Here is an 18,370-nt window from a genome sequence, read left to right on the forward strand (position 1 = left end):
TGATCGGGAGACAGCTTTTGAAAATCATACGTGTGACCGTCACCCCTATCGCCTTTCGCGATCCGCCGCTGCTCAATGCCAGTGGCATTCATGAACCCTTCGCGCTGCGCTCGATCATTGAGGTAGAAAGCGACAACGGCTACATCGGTCTGGGCGAAAGCTACGGCGACGCACCGGCCCTGGCCATTCAGCAACAGGTGCAGCAGCAATTGATCGGCATGGACCCGTTCAACCTGGCCCAGTTGCGCAGCATTGTTCAGGCTACGGTTGCGGCCCACAAGCCGGCAAGCCTGGCGGGTGCAGAGCTGGCGCCCGGCTCGCATGCCAGCAAGGCTGTCAGCAATGCCTACTCGGCGTTCGAAGTGGCGTTTCTGGACCTGCAGGCGCGCTCGATGAATCTGCCACTGGTGGACCTGCTTGGCGGCGCGTTCCGGGAGCAGATCCCGTTCAGCGCCTACCTGTTCTTCAAATACGCCCAGCATGCCGATTCGCCTTACGCACCCGACAGTTGGGGCGAGGCACTGAGCGAAGAGCAGATCGTCGCTCAGGCCCGCCGGATGATCGACGCCAATGGCTTCAAAAGCATCAAGCTGAAAGCCGGGGCTCTGGCACCGGAACACGAAGTGGCATGTATCAAGGCACTCAAGAAAGCCTTCCCGGGCTACCCGTTGCGTATCGACCCCAATGGCAACTGGTCATTGGAAACCTCTATCCGCATGGCCGAACTGCTGGGCGACGACTTGCAGTACTACGAGGACCCGACCCCTGGCCTCGACGGCATGTCAGAACTGCACAAGCGCACCGGCCTTCCATTGGCGACCAATATGGTGGTGACCGACTTTGACGAGTTTCGCCGAAGTGTGGGGCTGAACAGCCTACAGATTGTGCTGGCTGACCATCATTACTGGGGCGGCCTGCGCGACACCCAGGCGCTGGCGAAGATGTGCGACACCTTTGGTCTGGGCGTCTCGATGCACTCCAACTCGCATCTGGGCATCAGCCTCATGGCCATGGCCCACGTTGCAGCCTCGGTACCCAACCTCGACTACGCCTGCGACACGCATTACCCGTGGCAGGAACCGGATGAAGAAGTCATCAAAGGCGGCAAGCTGCCGATTGTCGATGGTTGCGTCCGGATAACCCGCGCCCCCGGACTGGGCCTGGAGCTGGATTACGACCAGCTCGGCAAGCTCAACGACCAGTATCACAGCTGCGGTATTCGCCAGCGCGACGACGTCAAGCAGATGCAGAAATACAAACCGGACTGGAAAGCCGTCAAGCCCCGGTTTTGAAGCATGGGTTTGAAAACATCATTATCCATCAGCGACTGCTCTGGACTGGCACAGACCTGCACGCAGGTCTGTGCCAGTCCGCAAGGGCAGTCCGCGCCTATCTGTTAACGGCTCGCCAAGGGCGCATGGATGCTGTCCTGCCCTTGCCCCTCGGCGCGCTGCACGTACAAAAGCACCAGCGACAGCAGCGCTTCGATAAATACCGCGGCGAGGATCGTCACACGTGCATGGCCAGCAAGCCATTCGTAGAGCCCTAGTGTAGCGAGTGTCAGGCAGGTGACTATCAGGCCGGTCACCAGAGCCGAACGCGCCGGCGAGGGTCTGCAATTGCGTGCCAGGAAGAACATCACCCCAATGCCAAGGTACAGCGCTGCAGCGCGACGACTGACCAGCTCGGTATCCTCGGAAGAACCGACACCCCAGTTGGTCAACATATCGACTGGCGCGAACATCCAGACCACGTCAAGCGCCCAGAACAGTAAGGCTGTCCCTGTGGCGAGGTGACGAAACTTCAACAGCGTTGTGCTCATATCCTGGCAATCCCTGGCGTTTAACTCATGCAGTCCGTACACATTGCGCATTCGCCTTTCAGGCGCATGACACCTTGCGAGAGCCGAATGATAGACCCAACCCGGGCTCTGCGCACATATGACACTTCAGGAAGCAGCCTTGTAGCGCGCAGCGACCGCGGACTGACGAATCTCCGACAGCAAGCCCTGACGCGCGCCTTGCAGCGCATCCCAGCGAGCACCATCCTGCAGCGGCGGAATTGTCACCAGTTCGCGCTGGTCGTAGCCCACCAGCGCAGCATCGACCAGATCCGCGACTTCCATGATATCGGTCATGGTATTGATATCAATCCCTGCGCGATCCCAGATTTCGGTACGGGTAGCGGCTGGCAACACCGCCTGTATGTAGACGCCCTTGGCCCCCAGCTCCAGATGCAGCCCCTGAGAAAGGAACAGCACGAACGCTTTGCTCGCACCGTATACCGACATGCCAAATTCGGGCGCAAAACCAACCACCGAGCCGATATTGACGATAGCGCCCTCACCTGCTTGAACCAATCGCGGCGCGACTGCACTGGCAAGGCGGGTCAGCGCCGTCGTATTGAGCGTGATCAGCTTTTCGATGCTCTCAGGGGTCTGATCGAGGAAACTGCCAGACTGCGCCACGCCAGCATTATTGATAAGGATGCCGATATTGGCGTCATCTCGCAGACGCGCTTCCACTTTCGTCAGGTCCGTGTGTTGCGTCAGGTCCGCCTGAAGCACATCCACCTTGACGCTGTATTGGTCATGCAACTTCGCAGCAAGTGCCTCCAGGCGCGTTTCGTCGCGGGCGACCAGCACCAGATCGTGACCGCGAGATGCAAAGCGGTCTGCGTAGATGGCACCAATACCGCTTGATGCGCCGGTTACAAGGACAGAGGGAAGCGTGGTCATGAAAAGGCTCTCTAGCTCGGAGGATTGACAGGCCAACGGCGTTACTGCCGTTGAGCAATGGGAAGAGGCTTTATGATGATCACCAACATCTAAATGGTCAACAACTTTAATGATGGTCGACATCAATGCTATATTCACACCCCTGAGTGGACATCCGCCACAAGACACTTCACGAGGCAGGAAAATATGAGGGTTACCAAAGCGCAGGCAGAGGCCAACCGGGCGCATATCGTCGAGACAGCGTCGTCGATGTTTCGTGAGCACGGCTATGACGGTATTGGCGTTGCCGACCTGATGGCCGCAGCGGGCTTTACCCATGGCGGTTTCTACAAGCACTTCGGCTCCAAAGCAGATCTGATGACCGAAGCGGCGGCATGCGGGATGACCAGGATGGTTGCCCAGGCAGCCTCCATGGACCCGGTGCAGTTCGTCGAAATTTACGTCTCGCGCAGGCACCGTGATGCCCCTGGGAAAGGCTGCACAATGGCCGCGCTGGGTGCCGACGCCTCGCGTCAGTCGGACGACCTGAAACAGACCTTTGAAAAAGGTACCGAAAGCATGCTGGCGGCACTTGCCGCAGCCAGCGCAGAAGCCGACGACGGCGATGCGCAGCACGTCAGAGCAAGAACGATCAGCCTGTTTGCTCATGCGATAGGCGCGCTGGTGTTGTCCCGTGCCTGCCCTGATGACTCGGCGCTGGCCGACGAAGTGCTGGATGTTTGCCGTACGCAAATGCTCGCACAGCTCGCAACGTCACCCCCTGCCACAGAGAGCGACTAGCAGGTTGCGCTGTGCGACCTGCCGCGCCATTTCAACCCTGTTCGGTTCGCCCGTGTCAGGATGGAAACAGCCGGCTCAGGCAAGCGAGCTTTTTCTTGTAGGAGCGTCTGGCCTGTAGCGCCTCTTCCAGCGTGACCGCAACAAAACGTGCCTTCTGATTGGGTTGCATCTGACCGATCAGATCAAGGTCCGCGCTGATCACCGTACCGATCATGGCGTAACCGCCACCCGATACGGCATCACGATGCAGCGCGATCGGTTCGAGCCCCGCGGGCACCTGAATGGAGCCGATCGGGTAGCAGCTGTCGACGATGTTCGACGGATCGGAGCCAGCGCCAAACGGCTGCTCCCGAGGCTTGAAGCTCAACGGTTTGCCGCCTTTGAAGCGGTAGCCGATCCGGTCCGCCTCTGACCCCACACTCCAGGTCTCGGCAAAAAAACTGGTCGCGGCCGCGTCGGTCAGGCGATCGTAATACAGGCCTGGTACCACACGCAGGTACACCTCGCCACTTAATGACTGACGCAAGGCCATCGGCAGGCTGGCGCCTTCACGGCCCTTGCCGCTGGGCAGACCGATGGGCAGCTCATCACCGGCCGCCAGACGCCGTCCTTCAAAACCGCCGAGCGCACCCAGCGTGTAGGTCGAGCGACTGCCCAGCACGACCGGCACGTCGATACCTCCCGCGACAGCCAGATAGGCCCTCGCGCCGTCCTTGGGAAAGTCGAAACTCAGCACTTGTCCAGCTTTGACTGCAAACGCAGTGTCGTGATGCAGGGAGACGCCATCGAGTCGCGGCGTCATGTGCGCGCCGCATACGGCCACCAGCGTGTCGCACTGGAATTCGAGTTCTGGCCCGGTCAAGGTGCACTCAAGCCCAGCAGCGTTCGGCGGGTTGCCCACCAGTTGATTCGCTGCGCTGAGTGCGTACTGATCCAGAGCGCCCGAAGGCGGTATGCCCAGATGGTAATACCCTTCACGGCCAAGGTCCTGCACCGAGGTAGCCAGTCCTGGTTTGAGTACCTTGATCATGCCAGCACCTCCTGCAGACGCCTGGGATACCCGACCGGGTCTGCGGTGAACTGGTCAAGCGAGAATTCCACAGGGCGGATACGCAAATCAAAACGCCCTGCCTCAACCTCAGCCACTGCAAGATCATAAGCTTCACGGTCAACCGGCTTGAACTGGACGATGTCGCCCGGCCGGAAGAACACCATGTGCTCTTTCAGGTACGCGAGGCGTTGTTGCGGGTCGTAGATAGGCGCCGGGGTGACGCCGAACATCTGGTAACCGCCAGCGCCACGGACTGAATAGATACAGCCAAAACAGCCGCCATGACCAAGGGTCAGCTTAGGCGTGTCGGTGCGTGGCCGCAGGTACTTGGGCACTTGCAGCTGACGCTCGCGCTCCACCATCTGGAACATGAACGGCAGGCCTGCGACAAAGCCGACCATCGACACAAACCAGGGCGCTCCGCTGTGCGCGGCAATGAACGCATCGACATCGGCCAGGTTGTTGATTCGGGCGGCGTACTCCAGATCCGTCGCACTCGGGTCCTGATGCCGGTCTCGAAAGCGCATCAGGGTTTCATGGGTCCAGGGGTCGTTGTAGAGCACCGGAATTTCGATGATACGGGTCTGTAGCGTGCGCTCTGCCACGGCGCCGGTTTCTGCGAGCCTCACCGCTTCGAGCAAATCATGAGGTGCGATGCGATCCGGGTCGAAGCGGATCTGGAACGAGGCGTTGGCCAGACACACGTCAAGTACACCGTCGAGTGCCAGGCGTTCGACCGCGCGGGTGACGGCCAGGCCTTTGAAAAAGGCGTCCAGCGACATGCTTTCGCTGACTTCGGCGAACAGATGTTCATCGGCCCCGAAACTGTAACGAATCCCGGTGTTTGACGCTTCAGGTGCCACCTGGGCGAGATGTTCGGCCATGTCTGTTCCTCTTGGAATCGTTCTAGAAAGGCAGGCAAAAATCATTGGAGGACTCGGGCATCGACGTACCTGATGCCCATGGTCGGTTCAGCGTGGCGGTCGTACCTCAATGCCCGCCGCATCCAGCGCATACCGCGTGGCTTCAGCCAGGTCCAGAGCGCCTGGCGTGTCGCTGTGCAGGCAGATCGAGTCAAAGGTAATCACAAGATCTTCGCCTTCGACTGTGCGCACCACCCCCTCGCGACACGCCCGTAGCACTCGATCAGCGACTTGCGCCGGATCGTGGTTTTTGACGTTACGGGTAAAAACGATCGAGCCGGTCAGGTCGTAATCGCGGTCGGCGTAAAACTCGCGAACCACCGGCTGGCCCAGTTCCTGAGCCACTGTGCAGATCACCGAACCGGGCATGCAATACAACAGCAGGTCAGGTTCCAGCCGTTGCAGGTTTTCCACCAACAGACGGGCCGCAGCTTCATCACGGGCCAGGTGCATGTACAGCGCGCCATGGGGCTTGAAATGTTGCAGAGCCACGCCTTGCAAACGGGCCAGCTCACGCAACGCACCCAGTTGATAGAGCATGTCGTCGACCAGTTCCTGAGGGGTCGCACTGATGTGCCGCCGACCGAAGCCAACCAGATCACGAAAGCCAGGATGCGCACCAACTGCCACGCCCAGGCGCTTGGCCTGCTCGATGGTACGGCGCATCGTGCCGGGGTCTCCAGCATGAAATCCGGTGGCGACATTGGCCGAGCTGATGAACGTCATCAACTCGAAGTCGACACCGTCGCCAATCGTCCAGGCCCCAAAGCTTTCACCCATGTCCGAGTTGAAGTCCACTGCCTGCATGACGTTTCTCCTGAAGCGTGCGACGAGATGACAACAACGTTAGATCCCCGTTTACACCCTTGGGAAGATCTATTAACAGATAGGGTATCTTCTGAAAAACAGATACCTTCTGAAAAAAGATTTGCATTCGCCGGAGCATCCATGTCGCTGACACTGCGCCAGATTCGCTATTTCGTCGCCACGGCGGAGATCGGTCAGATCTCGCAAGCGGCCATCCACTTGAACATATCGCAGTCCGCTGTGACCACTGCGATCAAGGAACTGGAGGGCATGCTCGGTACATTGCTGTTCCAGCGCTCTGCGCAGGGCATGAGCCTGACCGAGTCGGGTCGGCACTTTCTGAACCGGGCTTACGTCATCCTGCGCAGCGTCGATGACGCACTCAACAGCCCGTTGCCTGATGTCCGGGCCAGTGGCCGGCTGCGTCTGGCGGCCAGCTACACCGTGATCGGCTATTTCCTGCCGCACCACCTGCAACGCCTTGAGCACTGGCACCCGGATGTAGCCATCGAGGTCCACGAGCAGGAGCGCCAGTCCATCGAACAAGGGCTGCTGGACGGTCGATTCGACATGGCGGTGGTGCTTACAGCTAACCTCACCCATCCGGATATTGTCTCGGAGACGCTGTTCAATTCCGAACGGCGCCTGTGGCTGTCCAGCCATCATCCGCTGTGTCAGCACGCTTCGGTGAGCCTCGCCGATGTCGCGCGCGAGCCTTACATCCTGCTGACCGTCGATGAAGCCGAACAAAGTGCCATGCGTTATTGGGAACTGGCCGGGCAGCAGCCCAACGTTCGCGTGCGCACCAGTTCGGTCGAAGCGGTGCGCAGCATGGTCGCCAACGGCAGCGGCGTGGCCATTCTCTCGGACCTGGTGCATCGCCCGTGGTCGCTGGAGGGCAAGCGCATCGAGACCCTGACCGTCACGGACAAGGTCACGCCCATGAGTGTCGGCCTGGCCTGGCACCGTGCGCGTGAATTCAGCCCGGCGATGCAGGCGCTGCGCAACTACTTTCACGCCGCGTTTCTCGCCCCCCAGCAACTTTCGGCGCGGCGGGGTGAGTCAAGATAATTAAAACCGTCTTTGCCCTCCGCAGATGAGGTACCTGTCTTTGCATCGGGTTACAGGTAGGCGCATGCATCAGTATATGGAAAGCTGGGGACATCATTTGGCTGCATCGGATGGCGCGCTTTTTGAGCCTCCCTGTTATTGCACACGCATGCGCTTGATATCCCGTTGTGGCGGTTCACCGAACAACCGGCTGTATTCCCTGCTGAACTGCGACGAACTTTCATATCCGACCAGGCCACCTGCGCTGCTGGCATCCACATTTTGGCTGAGCATCATTTGTCGAGCGGCCTGCAACCTGAGTTGCTTCTGATATTGCAAAGGGCTGATTCCGGTGACGGCGCGGAAATGCTGACGAAACGTGGACGGACTCATGCACGCAGCCTTTGCCAAATCATCGACCTTAAGCGGTTTACTGAAGTTGAGCTTCAGCCACTCCACCGCTTTGGCGATATGGTGGCTCGGTGTACCCGTATTCACAATATGTAAAAGCTGCGGTCCATGCGGACCGTTCAGAAGCCGTATGACGATTTCTTCAATTATGAGAGGCGCCAGAGAGCTGATCAGACACGGCTCGTCCAGCAGTTGGACCAAGCGATCCAGTGCGCCCAGAATGCTGGATTCCAGCGCATGTACAGTGACTGGCTTGAAGCCTTCATCTTTCATTCGCTGAGGCAGCTTCAAGCGCTCGGCTGCTTGCACCACCAGTGCCCCGTCCAGTTTCAGGATCATGCCCAGGAATGGTTGTGCAAAGTTGGCTTTCGTTACGTTCGCGATGACTGGAATATCCACGCTGGTGACCATCGATTGGCCCGGGTCGTAAGTGAGAACCTCTTCACCCACCATGACCTGCTTGCCCCCTTGCAGCGTCAGCCCGAGTCCCAACGAGTAGATACAGTGCAACGGCGTGGTAGTCGTATTTCGGCGATGGAAACTCAGTCCGGGTATCTGTGTGAAATGATCGCCCTCGCTTCGGATGATGTGCCCGACGCGCTCAGCCAGACGACCCAAATCGGTTGCGCTGTCAGCGGTTTTGGAAACTGAAATCATTGTCATCTCCCGATTCGGGCGCTAAAGCGCGCTTTTGATGATGCCGTTGCCCACACGAATGATGTCGGACATCACCGCAAGCGCGATTTCTGCTGGCGTCTTGCTGCCCAGATTCAGCCCTATGGGTGCGTGGATCCGGTTTACAAGCTCGTCATCTAACGCACCGATGCGTTTGACTCGATCCAGACGTTTCGCACTGGTTCGTTGCAAGCCCATTGCACCGATGTAAAAAGCGGGCGTCCTTACAGCCTCCATTAACGTCAGGTCGTCCAGGCGAGGATCATGGGTCAGTGCGACAACGGCAGTTGCAGCGTGACACCCTCCTTCAGCGATGTAGTTCGCCGGTAGCGTTTCAATGAGCGTAACACCTGGCATATGGAAGTGCGCCGTCAGCTCAGTTCGTGGATCACAGACGATCACTTCGTAGCCCAGCGCCACTGCGAAGCTGGCACAGTATTCTGCGACCGGCGATAAACCTGCTATCACCAGCCGTCGCGCGGCGCCTACCCGCAAGCGCACGCGATCCGCATGGACCGTTACCACTGGACAATCCATTCCCATGTTTTTTTCGATGCGCACCTGGTCCGATCCCCGCGTCACCTCCCTCACGATGACTTCACGGCCCTGAATCGCACGTTGAACGGCTGCAAAATGCTCTTTGCTCGGAGCGCAGGGTTCGAAGTACTCAACAAGCACATCCAGCACTCCGCCACAGGGCAGCTTCAGGTTCGGCGCAAAACCGCCCTCGCCATAACGAATGATCTGGTTACGGGGCTCGAACTCGCGGCGACCCAGCCGCTCCAGGAAATCCTCTTCCACGCAACCTCCAGAGAGCGATCCGCAGAAGCTTCCTTGTTCCAGCACCACCAGCATGGCGCCGGGGCCACGCGGTGCAGACCCAAACGTGGATAGAACCGTACACAGCCAGATGCCGTGCCCCTGTTCCAGCCATTTCAGGGCGTGTTGAATAACCTGAACGTCGAGACTGTTCATGGCTTACGCAAGCAGCTTGTCCAGGGTGATCGGAAGGTCGCGAATGCGCTTGCCGGTGGCGTGATATACCGCATTGTTAATGGCCGCCGCCACGCCCACAATCCCCAACTCACCCACAGCTTTTCCACCCAGGGCGCTGGCCTGCATGTCAGGTATGCCAACGTCGATGGTGATGATCTCAGGCACGTCGGCATTCACCGGCACGACATAGTCAGCCAGGTTTGCATTGACGATACGGCCGTCTCGCCGATCAACGTGGCCTTCTTCGAATAGCGCTTGTCCGATGCCCATGATCATTCCACCCATCCACTGGCTCTCTGCGAGTTTGGGGTTGTACACCCTGCCGCTGTCGAAGGCTGCGACCATGCGCTCTACCTTGACCGTGCCGAAGTCCTCGTCCACCCGCACTTCTACGAAATGCACACCCCAACTGTGAGCGGAAGCGCCGCCATGGGTCGCGGGGAGCATTTGGCTGAATCCATGCGCTGCGGCATTGCGGTCGGCCTCGGTCGCCCCCGCCGTGAACGTGTCGGTTGAAACCTCGAAGCGCTCCTTGCCGATAGCTTTCAGCAAATCGCCCAGCGTCACGCCATCGCCCGGGCGCTGGGACGGTTTGATCCTGCCGTTCCTGAACACCAGATTTGCGACATCCATGCCGTGCAGAGGCGATTTCGACTCCGTCGTCGCCACCCTCAACAGCTCGCTTCGCGCCAACTTGGCCGCCTTGTAAACCGCACCCGTCAGGTTATTTGCAAGCTGGGAGCCGCCGGCAATCGGCGCACGCGGAAGATCGGTGTCGCCAAGGCTTACCTTGACCGAACGTGTCGGAACATCGAGTACTTCAGCTGCGGTCTGTGCAAGGATCGTGTAAGTGCCGGTTCCCAGATCAGTGCCTGCGCTCAACACCTCTATGCGTCCATCCTGATGAATAACGATTTTGGCCTCACCCGGAGTGCGCCAGACCGGATAGGTACCCGCTGCCATTCCCCAGCCGATCAGTTCTCTGCCTTTACGCATCGAGCGGGGCTTTGGGTTGCGGTTTGCCCAACCGAAGGCATTGGCGCCCGCGATATACCCCTCTCGTAGCCGACGCGTCGTCCACGGAATGTTTGCCTTCTGGTCATGAGATGCCCAGTTGCGAAGCCTCAGTTCGACAGGGTCAAGACCCAGTTCAAAAGCCAGCTCATCCATGGCTGTTTCAAGCGCATAAGTGCTGATGTTCTCACCGGGTGCGCGCATCCAGCCGGGGTTCACTGTGTTCACGGGGATGATGCTGTGACGGGCGAGCATGTTCGGCGTGGCATACATCAACGCTGTCACACCGGTGCTGGGTTCCAGGTGGGTGTCGTCAATTGCCGTTTCGTTCCAACCTTCATGGACCACTGACACCAGCCGGCCTTCCTTCGTAGCGCCCAACGCCAGGCGTTGGCCGGTGCGAGGCCGCCCGCCATAGCTGGTGAACGTCTGCGGACGTGTCAGCGATACTTTCAACGGCCTTCCCAGTGCTTTCGCAGCAGCACAGGCCATCGCAACATGAGGATGCGGTGCCACCTTGCAACCAAACCCGCCGCCAATGAAAGGCGAGACCACCCGTACGTTGGCCATATCAACGCCCATCCATTGGGAAATCACGTTGCGCGCTCCGCCGACCCACTGGCTTGACTCGTAGACCGTCAGTTTGTCTGCCTCCCAATGCGCGATGCAGGCATGGGGCTCCATCGGGACATTGTACTCACGGGGCGTCGTATAGACGCCTTCAATCCTGACCGCAGCGGACGCGAGGGCGGCTGGCGCGTCCCCCCACTTGGCTTGCAGGTCATCGATAGGTTGGGGTTTTGCACGCGGATCATCCGGGTTGATGATCGCCACGGTTGGCTGATAGGTGACCTTCAGCAGACTGGCCGCTTCGGTTGCCTGTTCGAAAGTTCGCGCGACCACCAGCCCGATGTGCTGACCATTCCAGCGAACCTGATCATCCTGCAGTGGCGTGAAGTTTTCAGTTGCCGCGCCGCCTCTGATAAAAGGAGTCGCCGGTTTGATATCCAGCGGATTTTGATGAGTGTAAATGGCGACCACGCCGGCCGCCTTCTCGGCGCTGCTGATGTCAATCCCGACGATCCGGCCTGCGGGAATGGTCGATTGGACGGCCACGCCGTAAAGCATGCCGTCGATGGCGTGCTCGATGGCATAACGAGCGTGTCCCGTCACCTTGAGCCCACCGTCCTGGCGAGTTGCTCGCTCGCCCAGGGAGCCATTTTGCTCACGCTGCGGGAGCGGCGCAGCTTCACCGGTCAACGGGTTCAGCACGAGCCCGGTATAGGCAACAGCAGATCCTGCAACAGCGGTTTTCAGCAAAGTCCGGCGAGAGAAATCAGGGTTCAGAACATCACTCATACCAGACCTCCAGCGGTCATCAATGCCCGCGCAACGACGCGCGGTGCCAGGACAATCTTGAAGCCGTTGTGCTCTCGAGCCCGAGCCCCGGTCACTGAATGCCGGGCAGCCTCACGGATCACGCGCTCGGTAAATGGTTTGCCTATCAAAGCTTTCTCGACTGCGCGTACGCGCCACGGCCGAGTACCCACCCCACCCAATGCGATGCGCACATCCTTCACGGTACGGCCGTCCTCTTCGAATTCGATCCCGATGGCGGCACTTGCAGCCGCAAACTCATACGAAGCGCGATCTCGCACCTTGAGGTAGTGGGAGCGTTTGAGGGCCGCCACCACTGGCACCTCGACGCCGATGATCATCTCGCCTGCAGCAAGGTCGTGCTCAATGTCCGGCCGTGCACCCGGCAGTCTGTAGAAGTCCTCGACCTGCACTTGACGATCAATGGCGCCGCGAATCAAGACCCTGGCGTCGAAGGCTACCAATGCAACGGCCAGATCCCCTGGGTAGACCGCGATGCAGCTTTCGCTCGTGCCAAGCACCGCATGGTTGCGATTGATGCCATTGAGCGCTGCACACCCTGAGCCCGGGTTGCGTTTATTGCATTCAGGATAGGCACTTGGGTCGCGAAAATACGTGCATCGCGTGCGCTGCATCAGATTCCCACCGATGGAGGCCATGTTGCGCAACTGCGGGGAAGCAGCTCGCCACAGCGCCTCGCTGATAACGGGAGCCTGGGTGATGATCCTTGGGTCAGCGGCGACATGGCTCATCTTCGCCAACGCACCTATCTGGATTTTCTCACTGCTTACCTCGATTGTGTTCAGGCCCTGCAGGTGACCGATATCTACCAATCGGGCAGGACGCTCTACGTTGCATTTCATCAAATCGAGCAGAGTTGTGCCCCCGGCCAGAAAACGCGTTTCCGGCATGCCTCCTTGCTGGCGAGCGGTGGGGATATCATGAGCGCGGACGTAATCGAATGCTCTCATGCGTTGCGCCCCTGCAAACGTTCGGCCGCGGTGCGTACCGCCGTGACGATGTGCGGGTAGGCGCCGCAGCGGCAGAGGTTGCCGCTCATGTATTCGCGAATGGTTTCATCAGATCCGGTATGACCCTCACGAATGCAGGCAACGGCTGACATGATCTGCCCGGGCGTACAGTACCCACATTGAAAGGCATCACATTCGACGAACGCGGCCTGCACCGCATGCAGCGTGCCATCTTCGTCGGCAAGCCCCTCGATCGTGGTCACATTGCGGTCTTGTGCCTGAGCAGCCAGGGTCAGGCAACTCAATACCCGCTCCCCGTCCAGATGCACGGTACAGGCGCCACATTGGCCTTGGTCGCAACCTTTCTTGGTCCCGGGAAGGAGCGCGTACTCGCGAAGGGTGTCCAGTAATGTCGTGCGCGGGTCGAGCTCAAAGGCTCGCGAAACGCCGTTGACAGTGAGCTGAATTGTAAGATGGTCTGCCATGATGGCTCTCCAGGGATATGCGCCAGTTTCAAGCGAACAGGTCGATCGATACGCTGCCTGCAAGTATGCTCAGCCCGACAGAGATGGGATTGCCTGATCGGCCGTATTTATTGCCTAGTCCAATGAGCGCTTGGATTTTTCAGTCGCTGTAACAAGGCGTTACAAAGGTATGAAGTGCCTGAAATGACGAGCGGACCGCCAGCGTGCGCCAGTCACGAGCGGAAAACCCAAGATCGGTGTCGTAAGTCAGTCCAGCGCCCGGACATCTGCGTAGACGACAAAGGTGCGGAATATGATCGACCGCGCCTGATAGTCATACCCCACTTGCAGCCAGTCGGGGTCATCAGGTCTGGCATGGGCCGACGCCTCTTCACTCGCCTTTCTGGATGCCCAGTGCACATCGAGATGAACCGTGCCTTGATGCTCACTCACTCGCAGACTCGCGCCGATGAAGCCATTGTGGTGGCGATCAAGTTGGCCAACTCGTAGTGTCAGCGCCTGTACCAGAGCTTGAACCATGCCGGGACTGACAAGGATTTCCACAGACTGGCTGAAACCTGTTCTTTCAAGTGACTCACTCATGGAATACCTCCGGCATGCCGTCCAGCAACAGAGGGGCTCCCGTTCCGAAGACGCGACGTGCCGTTGCATTCATGAAGTGGCAGGCACGCCGCTCATCATCAGCCAGCCCAGTTTTGCAGCCAGTAAGCGTAGGGGGTCGGTAACACTGAAGCCGGCTCGGCAACACCCAATGCACGCGCCGCCTGGAACGGCCAGTGAGGATTGGCCAGGAGCGTTCTGGCGAGGCAGACAAGGTCAACGGAGCCGGAACGTATGAAATAGTCCGCTTCATGCGGGTCCGTGATCATCCAGCTGGTACCCACGGGCAAGCCGGTCTGGGCTCGCACGCGCTCGGCGAATGGGACCATGAGATTGGGTGCCCACGGCACCGGCTCACCTGGCACTGCAAGGGAGAGCGAGCAATCGACAAAATCAACGCCTCCGTCCTTTAGCCACTGAAGAACCTGAACAGACTCAGCCATGGACACTTTGAGGTCTTCATCAAAATCGACGGTGCCGAAACGTATCGTCAACGGCAGATTGCGCGGCCAGACCTTTTTGACCGCCGCAACCGTTTCCAACAGGAAGCGCGCCCGGTTTGGCAGCGAGCCGCCGTACTGATCGCTTCGCAGGTTGGCCTTGGGAGATATGAAGCTCTGGGCCAGAAAGCCGTGCGCAAAATGCAACTCCAGCCACTCAAAGCCAGCGCGAAGCGCTCGAGCTGCAGCATCTGCAAAATCAGCCTGTATCCGCCAGATACCTTCCACTGTGAGCGCGTCGGGAACATAGGATGAGTCTGGCACATACGGGAGGGCGCTCGACGAAACAGGCGTCCAGCGCCTCGCATCGCCTTCCTGGAGCGGGTGACCGCCCTCCCAGGGCGGCGTGCAACCTGCCTTGCGTCCGGCATGACTCAGCTGGATGCCAGGCACTGCGCCGGCTTTTTTTATGACCGAGGCAATCCCCGTGAAGCTCGCCACATGAGCGTCGCTCCATAAACCGGCGTCGCCTGGAGTAATGCGCCCTTCGGGACTCACCGAAGTCGCCTCAACCACGACCAGTCCGGCACCGCCCTTGGCAAGCGTTTCATAGTGCGTTTTGTGCCAGTCATTCAACTCGCCGTCGACGGCCTGGTACTGACACATCGGCGACGCAACAATCCGGTTGCGCAGCGTTACGTCCTTCAGTGAGTAGGGTGAAAACAGGGAGGTCATCGGCTCATCCACTTGATAGTTGCGATGGGCAAATTATGAAGTGAGCGCGCGTTTCGAGAGTTGCCTGATAAAAGCGGAAGACTGCACAAAACGACGAAGACTTGGTAAACAAGCCAGGAACCTTGGCGGGTTTGCGGAAGGTTCATGAAGCTGAGATTCGTTGCTTTAGGCAAGTTATCGAACGAAGTCGGCAAACCCTTCAAGGGGCTCAGCGTGACAATGGAATGCCATTAACCCATGAACACGAGCTTGCCCGAGCCTTCAAAAGATCGCTCGTCAACGCTCTTGTTACGAGGCCCCGTCTATGAGCAAAGTATGGTTTATCACAGGCACGACCCGCGGCCTGGGCACTGAGATTGCCAAAGCAGCACTCGCTACGGGCGACAAGGTTGTTGCGACAGGCAGGGATGTAACGGCTGTCATTAAGGCGCTGGGAGAGCACGATAAATTGCTTCCCGTCGCCCTCGATGTTACCGATGAAACACAGGCGGTTAATGCGATCAGCGCCGCTGTCGAGAAGTTCGGTAAAGTCGACGTGGTGGTCAACAACGCGGGTTACGCCGTGCTGGGCGCACTGGAGGAGCTCACGGACGCTGAGGTTCGTGAGCAGTTCGAAACTAACGTGTTCGGGCTTTTGAACGTCACTCGGGCGGCATTACCAGTTTTGCGCACACAAGGACGAGGCCATGTCATCAATATTTCCTCGGTCGCCGGCTATCACGGTGGTGTGGGAGCGTCTGCCTACTGCGCTACGAAATATGCAGTCGAGGGCATCACTGAGTGCCTGGCGCTCGAAGTCGCGCCTTTTGGTCTCGACGTGACCGTGGTTGAGCCCGGGTATTTCAGGACCGACTTTCTGAGCAGTCATTCAGTCAGATTTGCGGAAAAGGTTATTGATGATTACGCACAAAATCCAGCCGGATCACGTGAGGCTGTTCTCGCCGTACATGGCAAGCAGGCCAATGATCCAAAGAAACTCGCCTAGGCACTCGTGATCCTGGCGAACGCCGAAAAGCCTCCGCTGCGCTTCACGGCTGGCAGTGACGCCGTCGGATATTTCGAACGGGAACTCGACAAGCGCCACGACGAGCTCGCGGCCTGGTATGAACTCTCAACTTCGCTCGCTCACGGCTGACCTTTGGTCTCGCGCCATCCCGCAACCCTTGCGGACCGGGCAAACACACACCCGCGAGTTCTAAAACTCAAGACGCCTATGGTGAATCTGAATGAAATATCGCTCACTTGGAAAGTCAGGCCTTATCGTCTCGAACCAGATTCTGGGAACAATGGGGCTCGGCTCTGAAACGCCCGAGAAAGAAGCATTTGCGATTCTGGATGCGTTTTTTGACGCCGGCGGCAACATGATTGATACCGCCGATGTCTACGGCGGTGGTGCTTCCGAACAATTGCTGGGACGTTGGCTTGCACGACGCAAGGAAAATACGGGCCATGTCGTCATTGCTACCAAAGCACGCTTCGGGACGGGTCGGGATATCAACGATTGCGGAACCTCCCGCTCACACCTCAAACGCGCACTGGAAACCTCGCTTCGTCGTCTGGGTACCGAGACAATTGACCTCTACCAGATGCACGGCTGGGACCCGTTGACGCCGGTGGAAGAGACATTGTCCTTCCTGGATGCGGCAATGCGAGCAGGCAAGGTCCATTACATTGGCTTGTCCAACATGACCGGTTGGCAGCTTCAGCTTTTCATCAGCACTGCCAAAGCCATGGGCATTCCGGCGCCCATCACCCTTCAACAGCAATACAATCTGGTGTATCGCGAAAGTGACTACGAAGTGATACCCGCTGCTCTGCACAATGGAGTTGGGCTGTTACCGTGGTCCCCCCTGGCGGGAGGCTTTCTGAGTGGCAAGTACGCTAAAGATGGTCCTCAGACTTCGCAAGCCCGTCTGAACAACGATGACGTCATGACCCGACACATGGGGAAAGAGCTCTTCAGACATAGCCGTAACTGGGCCATCCTGAAAGTCGTTCAAGAGACTGCAGCTCAATTGGGCATCACACCAAGTCAGGTTGCGCTGGCCTGGGCAGGCAGTAGCCCGTCAGTCACCTCAGTCATCATCGGCGCCCGGACGCTGGATCAACTTACCGATAACCTCGGTGCTGCCGAGCTGACATTGGATTCGCAAACACTTTCGGCGCTCAATAGCGTCAGTGCACCAGCCCCCGACGACTATCCCTACGGCCGCTTTGGTGTTTTGCAACGCCACCGTTACACAGACTCCAGCGAGCAGGCACTGAGAGAATTGGCTGAATAGACATTGCCGAGCGCACGCTGGCGACTGCGAGCGTTAACTTACACGGATCATCTGAACCCTGAAGTCATCGCGGTGAGCCAGAAACCGGGCCGATCACCGGCGCGTGCTCGGCCAGCAGCTCAGCCACCCAATCGATGAATACCCGGACCTTGATGCTGATGTGCCGATTGGGTGGAAACGCGACATACATCGGCATCGAGTCCAGCCGCCAGTCGCTGAACAGCGGTACAAGGGCACCGGACGCCACCTGTGCCTTGGCCATGTAGTCCGGCAGCCACAGAACGCCCATCCCCGCAAGACCTGCCGCAAGATAGGCATTGCCGTCGTCCACAGCCAGCACGTAGTGCCCGTGAACCTGAACGCGTTCACCGTCACGGTGCATGGCATATGGCAGCGCTTTGCCGGTGCGCGCCCACAGGAAGCCAATCACTCGATGGTGCGAGTCTTCAAGAGCTTGCGGGCTGATCGGCGTACCCATTCGCTGCAGGTAGCAAGGCGCGGCATATACGCCCAATTTCAGATCACCCACCCGCCGGGCCATCAGCGACTGGTCAGCGATCTCCCCTCCGCGCACCACACAGTCCACGTGCTCACCCACCATGTCGACGATGCGGTCACTGACGCCCATGTCGATCTGAATGTCTGGGTATTTCGCGTGAAAGGCTGGTAGCGCTGGCATCAACAACAGGTTGGCGAACGGGCTCGGCACATCCACACGCAGACGACCTCTGGGTAGCGTTGCGGCGCTGGACAAGCTGGTTTCCGCGTCATCCATGTCCGCGAGAAGCCTGACGACGCGCTCATAGAAGACCGCACCGTCAGCCGTCAGGTTGACGCGCCGTGTGGTGCGGTTGAGCAGCTTGACCCGCAGGCGCGCTTCCAGTTGCTGAATCAACTGGGTGACACTGGTCTTGCTCATGTGCAAGGTGCCTGCAGCCTTGGTAAAGCTGCCGGTTTCCACCACTCGGGCAAATGCCTGCATTGCATCGAATCTGTCCATCTGCGCTCCGCCAACAACTGGATTGTTTGAGTTTCC

Annotated in this window: 18 protein-coding genes; 5 read left to right on the forward strand and 13 right to left on the reverse strand. The window is 58.9% G+C overall.

The genetic code is table 11. The features are described from left to right. Window positions 1-17: 17 nt before the first annotated feature. Window positions 18-1,292, forward strand: coding sequence for a glucarate dehydratase family protein (locus KDX37_RS10675; RefSeq protein WP_231652671.1), 1,275 nt, complete (start codon window positions 18-20; stop codon window positions 1,290-1,292). Window positions 1,293-1,396: 104 nt separating this feature from the next. On the opposite strand, the gene KDX37_RS10680 is transcribed toward KDX37_RS10675, so the two are convergent. Beyond that, window positions 1,397-1,822: a hypothetical protein gene (locus KDX37_RS10680; protein WP_231652672.1), complete on the reverse strand. Its 426-nt coding sequence runs from the start codon at window positions 1,820-1,822 to the stop codon at window positions 1,397-1,399. A 126-nt stretch (window positions 1,823-1,948) separates the two neighbouring features. Further along, window positions 1,949-2,737: an SDR family NAD(P)-dependent oxidoreductase gene (locus KDX37_RS10685; RefSeq protein ID WP_231652854.1), complete on the reverse strand. Its 789-nt coding sequence runs from the start codon at window positions 2,735-2,737 to the stop codon at window positions 1,949-1,951. 186 nt (window positions 2,738-2,923) lie between these two features. On the opposite strand from KDX37_RS10685, the gene KDX37_RS10690 reads away from it, so the two are divergent. Then, window positions 2,924-3,517 carry a TetR/AcrR family transcriptional regulator gene (locus KDX37_RS10690; RefSeq protein WP_231652673.1) on the forward strand — a complete coding sequence of 198 codons (594 nt, stop codon included), beginning with the start codon at window positions 2,924-2,926 and terminating at the stop codon, window positions 3,515-3,517. Window positions 3,518-3,572: 55 nt separating this feature from the next. Here KDX37_RS10690 and KDX37_RS10695 read toward each other — a convergent pair whose 3' ends face one another. The 3 genes from KDX37_RS10695 to KDX37_RS10705 form a co-directional block, all read right to left on the reverse strand. After that, window positions 3,573-4,547 (reverse strand): 5-oxoprolinase subunit C family protein, encoded by a 975-nt coding sequence (locus tag KDX37_RS10695; RefSeq protein ID WP_231652674.1) that lies wholly within the window; start codon window positions 4,545-4,547, stop codon window positions 3,573-3,575. Next, complete coding sequence (locus KDX37_RS10700; RefSeq protein WP_231652675.1) at window positions 4,544-5,452, reverse strand: 5-oxoprolinase subunit B family protein; 909 nt, start codon at window positions 5,450-5,452, stop codon at window positions 4,544-4,546. The genes KDX37_RS10695 and KDX37_RS10700 overlap by 4 nt, the downstream gene beginning before the upstream one ends. Window positions 5,453-5,539: 87 nt before the next feature. Beyond that, window positions 5,540-6,298, reverse strand: a complete 759-nt coding sequence (locus KDX37_RS10705; protein WP_231652676.1) for a 5-oxoprolinase subunit PxpA — start codon at window positions 6,296-6,298, stop codon at window positions 5,540-5,542. Between the two features lie 141 nt (window positions 6,299-6,439). On the opposite strand from KDX37_RS10705, the gene KDX37_RS10710 reads away from it, so the two are divergent. Then, window positions 6,440-7,369 (forward strand): LysR family transcriptional regulator, encoded by a 930-nt coding sequence (locus KDX37_RS10710; RefSeq protein WP_231652677.1) that lies wholly within the window; start codon window positions 6,440-6,442, stop codon window positions 7,367-7,369. 135 nt (window positions 7,370-7,504) lie between these two features. On the opposite strand, the gene KDX37_RS10715 is transcribed toward KDX37_RS10710, so the two are convergent. The 7 genes from KDX37_RS10715 to KDX37_RS10745 all read right to left on the reverse strand — a co-directional run bounded on the left by KDX37_RS10715 (window position 7,505) and on the right by KDX37_RS10745 (window position 15,052). Then, window positions 7,505-8,416, reverse strand: a complete 912-nt coding sequence (locus KDX37_RS10715) for an AraC family transcriptional regulator (RefSeq protein WP_231652678.1) — start codon at window positions 8,414-8,416, stop codon at window positions 7,505-7,507. 21 nt (window positions 8,417-8,437) lie between these two features. After that, window positions 8,438-9,409 (reverse strand): XdhC family protein, encoded by a 972-nt coding sequence (locus tag KDX37_RS10720; RefSeq protein ID WP_231652679.1) that lies wholly within the window; start codon window positions 9,407-9,409, stop codon window positions 8,438-8,440. A gap of 3 nt (window positions 9,410-9,412) precedes the next feature. Continuing rightward, complete coding sequence (locus tag KDX37_RS10725; protein ID WP_231652680.1) at window positions 9,413-11,803, reverse strand: xanthine dehydrogenase family protein molybdopterin-binding subunit; 2,391 nt, start codon at window positions 11,801-11,803, stop codon at window positions 9,413-9,415. After that, window positions 11,800-12,792, reverse strand: coding sequence for an FAD binding domain-containing protein (locus tag KDX37_RS10730; RefSeq protein WP_231652681.1), 993 nt, complete (start codon window positions 12,790-12,792; stop codon window positions 11,800-11,802). The genes KDX37_RS10725 and KDX37_RS10730 overlap by 4 nt, the downstream gene beginning before the upstream one ends. Beyond that, complete coding sequence (locus KDX37_RS10735; protein WP_231652682.1) at window positions 12,789-13,277, reverse strand: (2Fe-2S)-binding protein; 489 nt, start codon at window positions 13,275-13,277, stop codon at window positions 12,789-12,791. Before KDX37_RS10735 ends, KDX37_RS10730 begins: the two co-directional genes overlap by 4 nt. 246 nt (window positions 13,278-13,523) lie before the next feature. Next, window positions 13,524-13,859 (reverse strand): hypothetical protein, encoded by a 336-nt coding sequence (locus KDX37_RS10740; protein WP_231652683.1) that lies wholly within the window; start codon window positions 13,857-13,859, stop codon window positions 13,524-13,526. Between the two features lie 98 nt (window positions 13,860-13,957). Further along, entirely contained in the window at window positions 13,958-15,052 is a 1,095-nt protein-coding gene (locus KDX37_RS10745; RefSeq protein WP_231652684.1) for an NADH:flavin oxidoreductase/NADH oxidase, read from the reverse strand. Window positions 15,053-15,356: 304 nt separating this feature from the next. Between KDX37_RS10745 and KDX37_RS10750 the strand changes: the two genes are divergently transcribed. Together KDX37_RS10750 and KDX37_RS10755 are read left to right on the forward strand one after the other, a co-directional pair. Beyond that, window positions 15,357-16,037 (forward strand): SDR family NAD(P)-dependent oxidoreductase, encoded by a 681-nt coding sequence (locus KDX37_RS10750; protein WP_231652685.1) that lies wholly within the window; start codon window positions 15,357-15,359, stop codon window positions 16,035-16,037. Between the two features lie 241 nt (window positions 16,038-16,278). Beyond that, on the forward strand, window positions 16,279-17,334 hold the full coding sequence (locus KDX37_RS10755) for an aldo/keto reductase (protein ID WP_231652686.1): 1,056 nt from the start codon (window positions 16,279-16,281) through the stop codon (window positions 17,332-17,334). A gap of 64 nt (window positions 17,335-17,398) precedes the next feature. Here the strand turns inward: KDX37_RS10755 and KDX37_RS10760 are convergent, their stop codons facing one another. Then, window positions 17,399-18,334, reverse strand: coding sequence for a LysR family transcriptional regulator (locus KDX37_RS10760; RefSeq protein WP_231652687.1), 936 nt, complete (start codon window positions 18,332-18,334; stop codon window positions 17,399-17,401). Window positions 18,335-18,370: the final 36 nt, after the last annotated feature.

Source organism: Pseudomonas californiensis (assembly GCF_021147775.1).
Lineage (GTDB): Bacteria > Pseudomonadota > Gammaproteobacteria > Pseudomonadales > Pseudomonadaceae > Aquipseudomonas > Aquipseudomonas californiensis.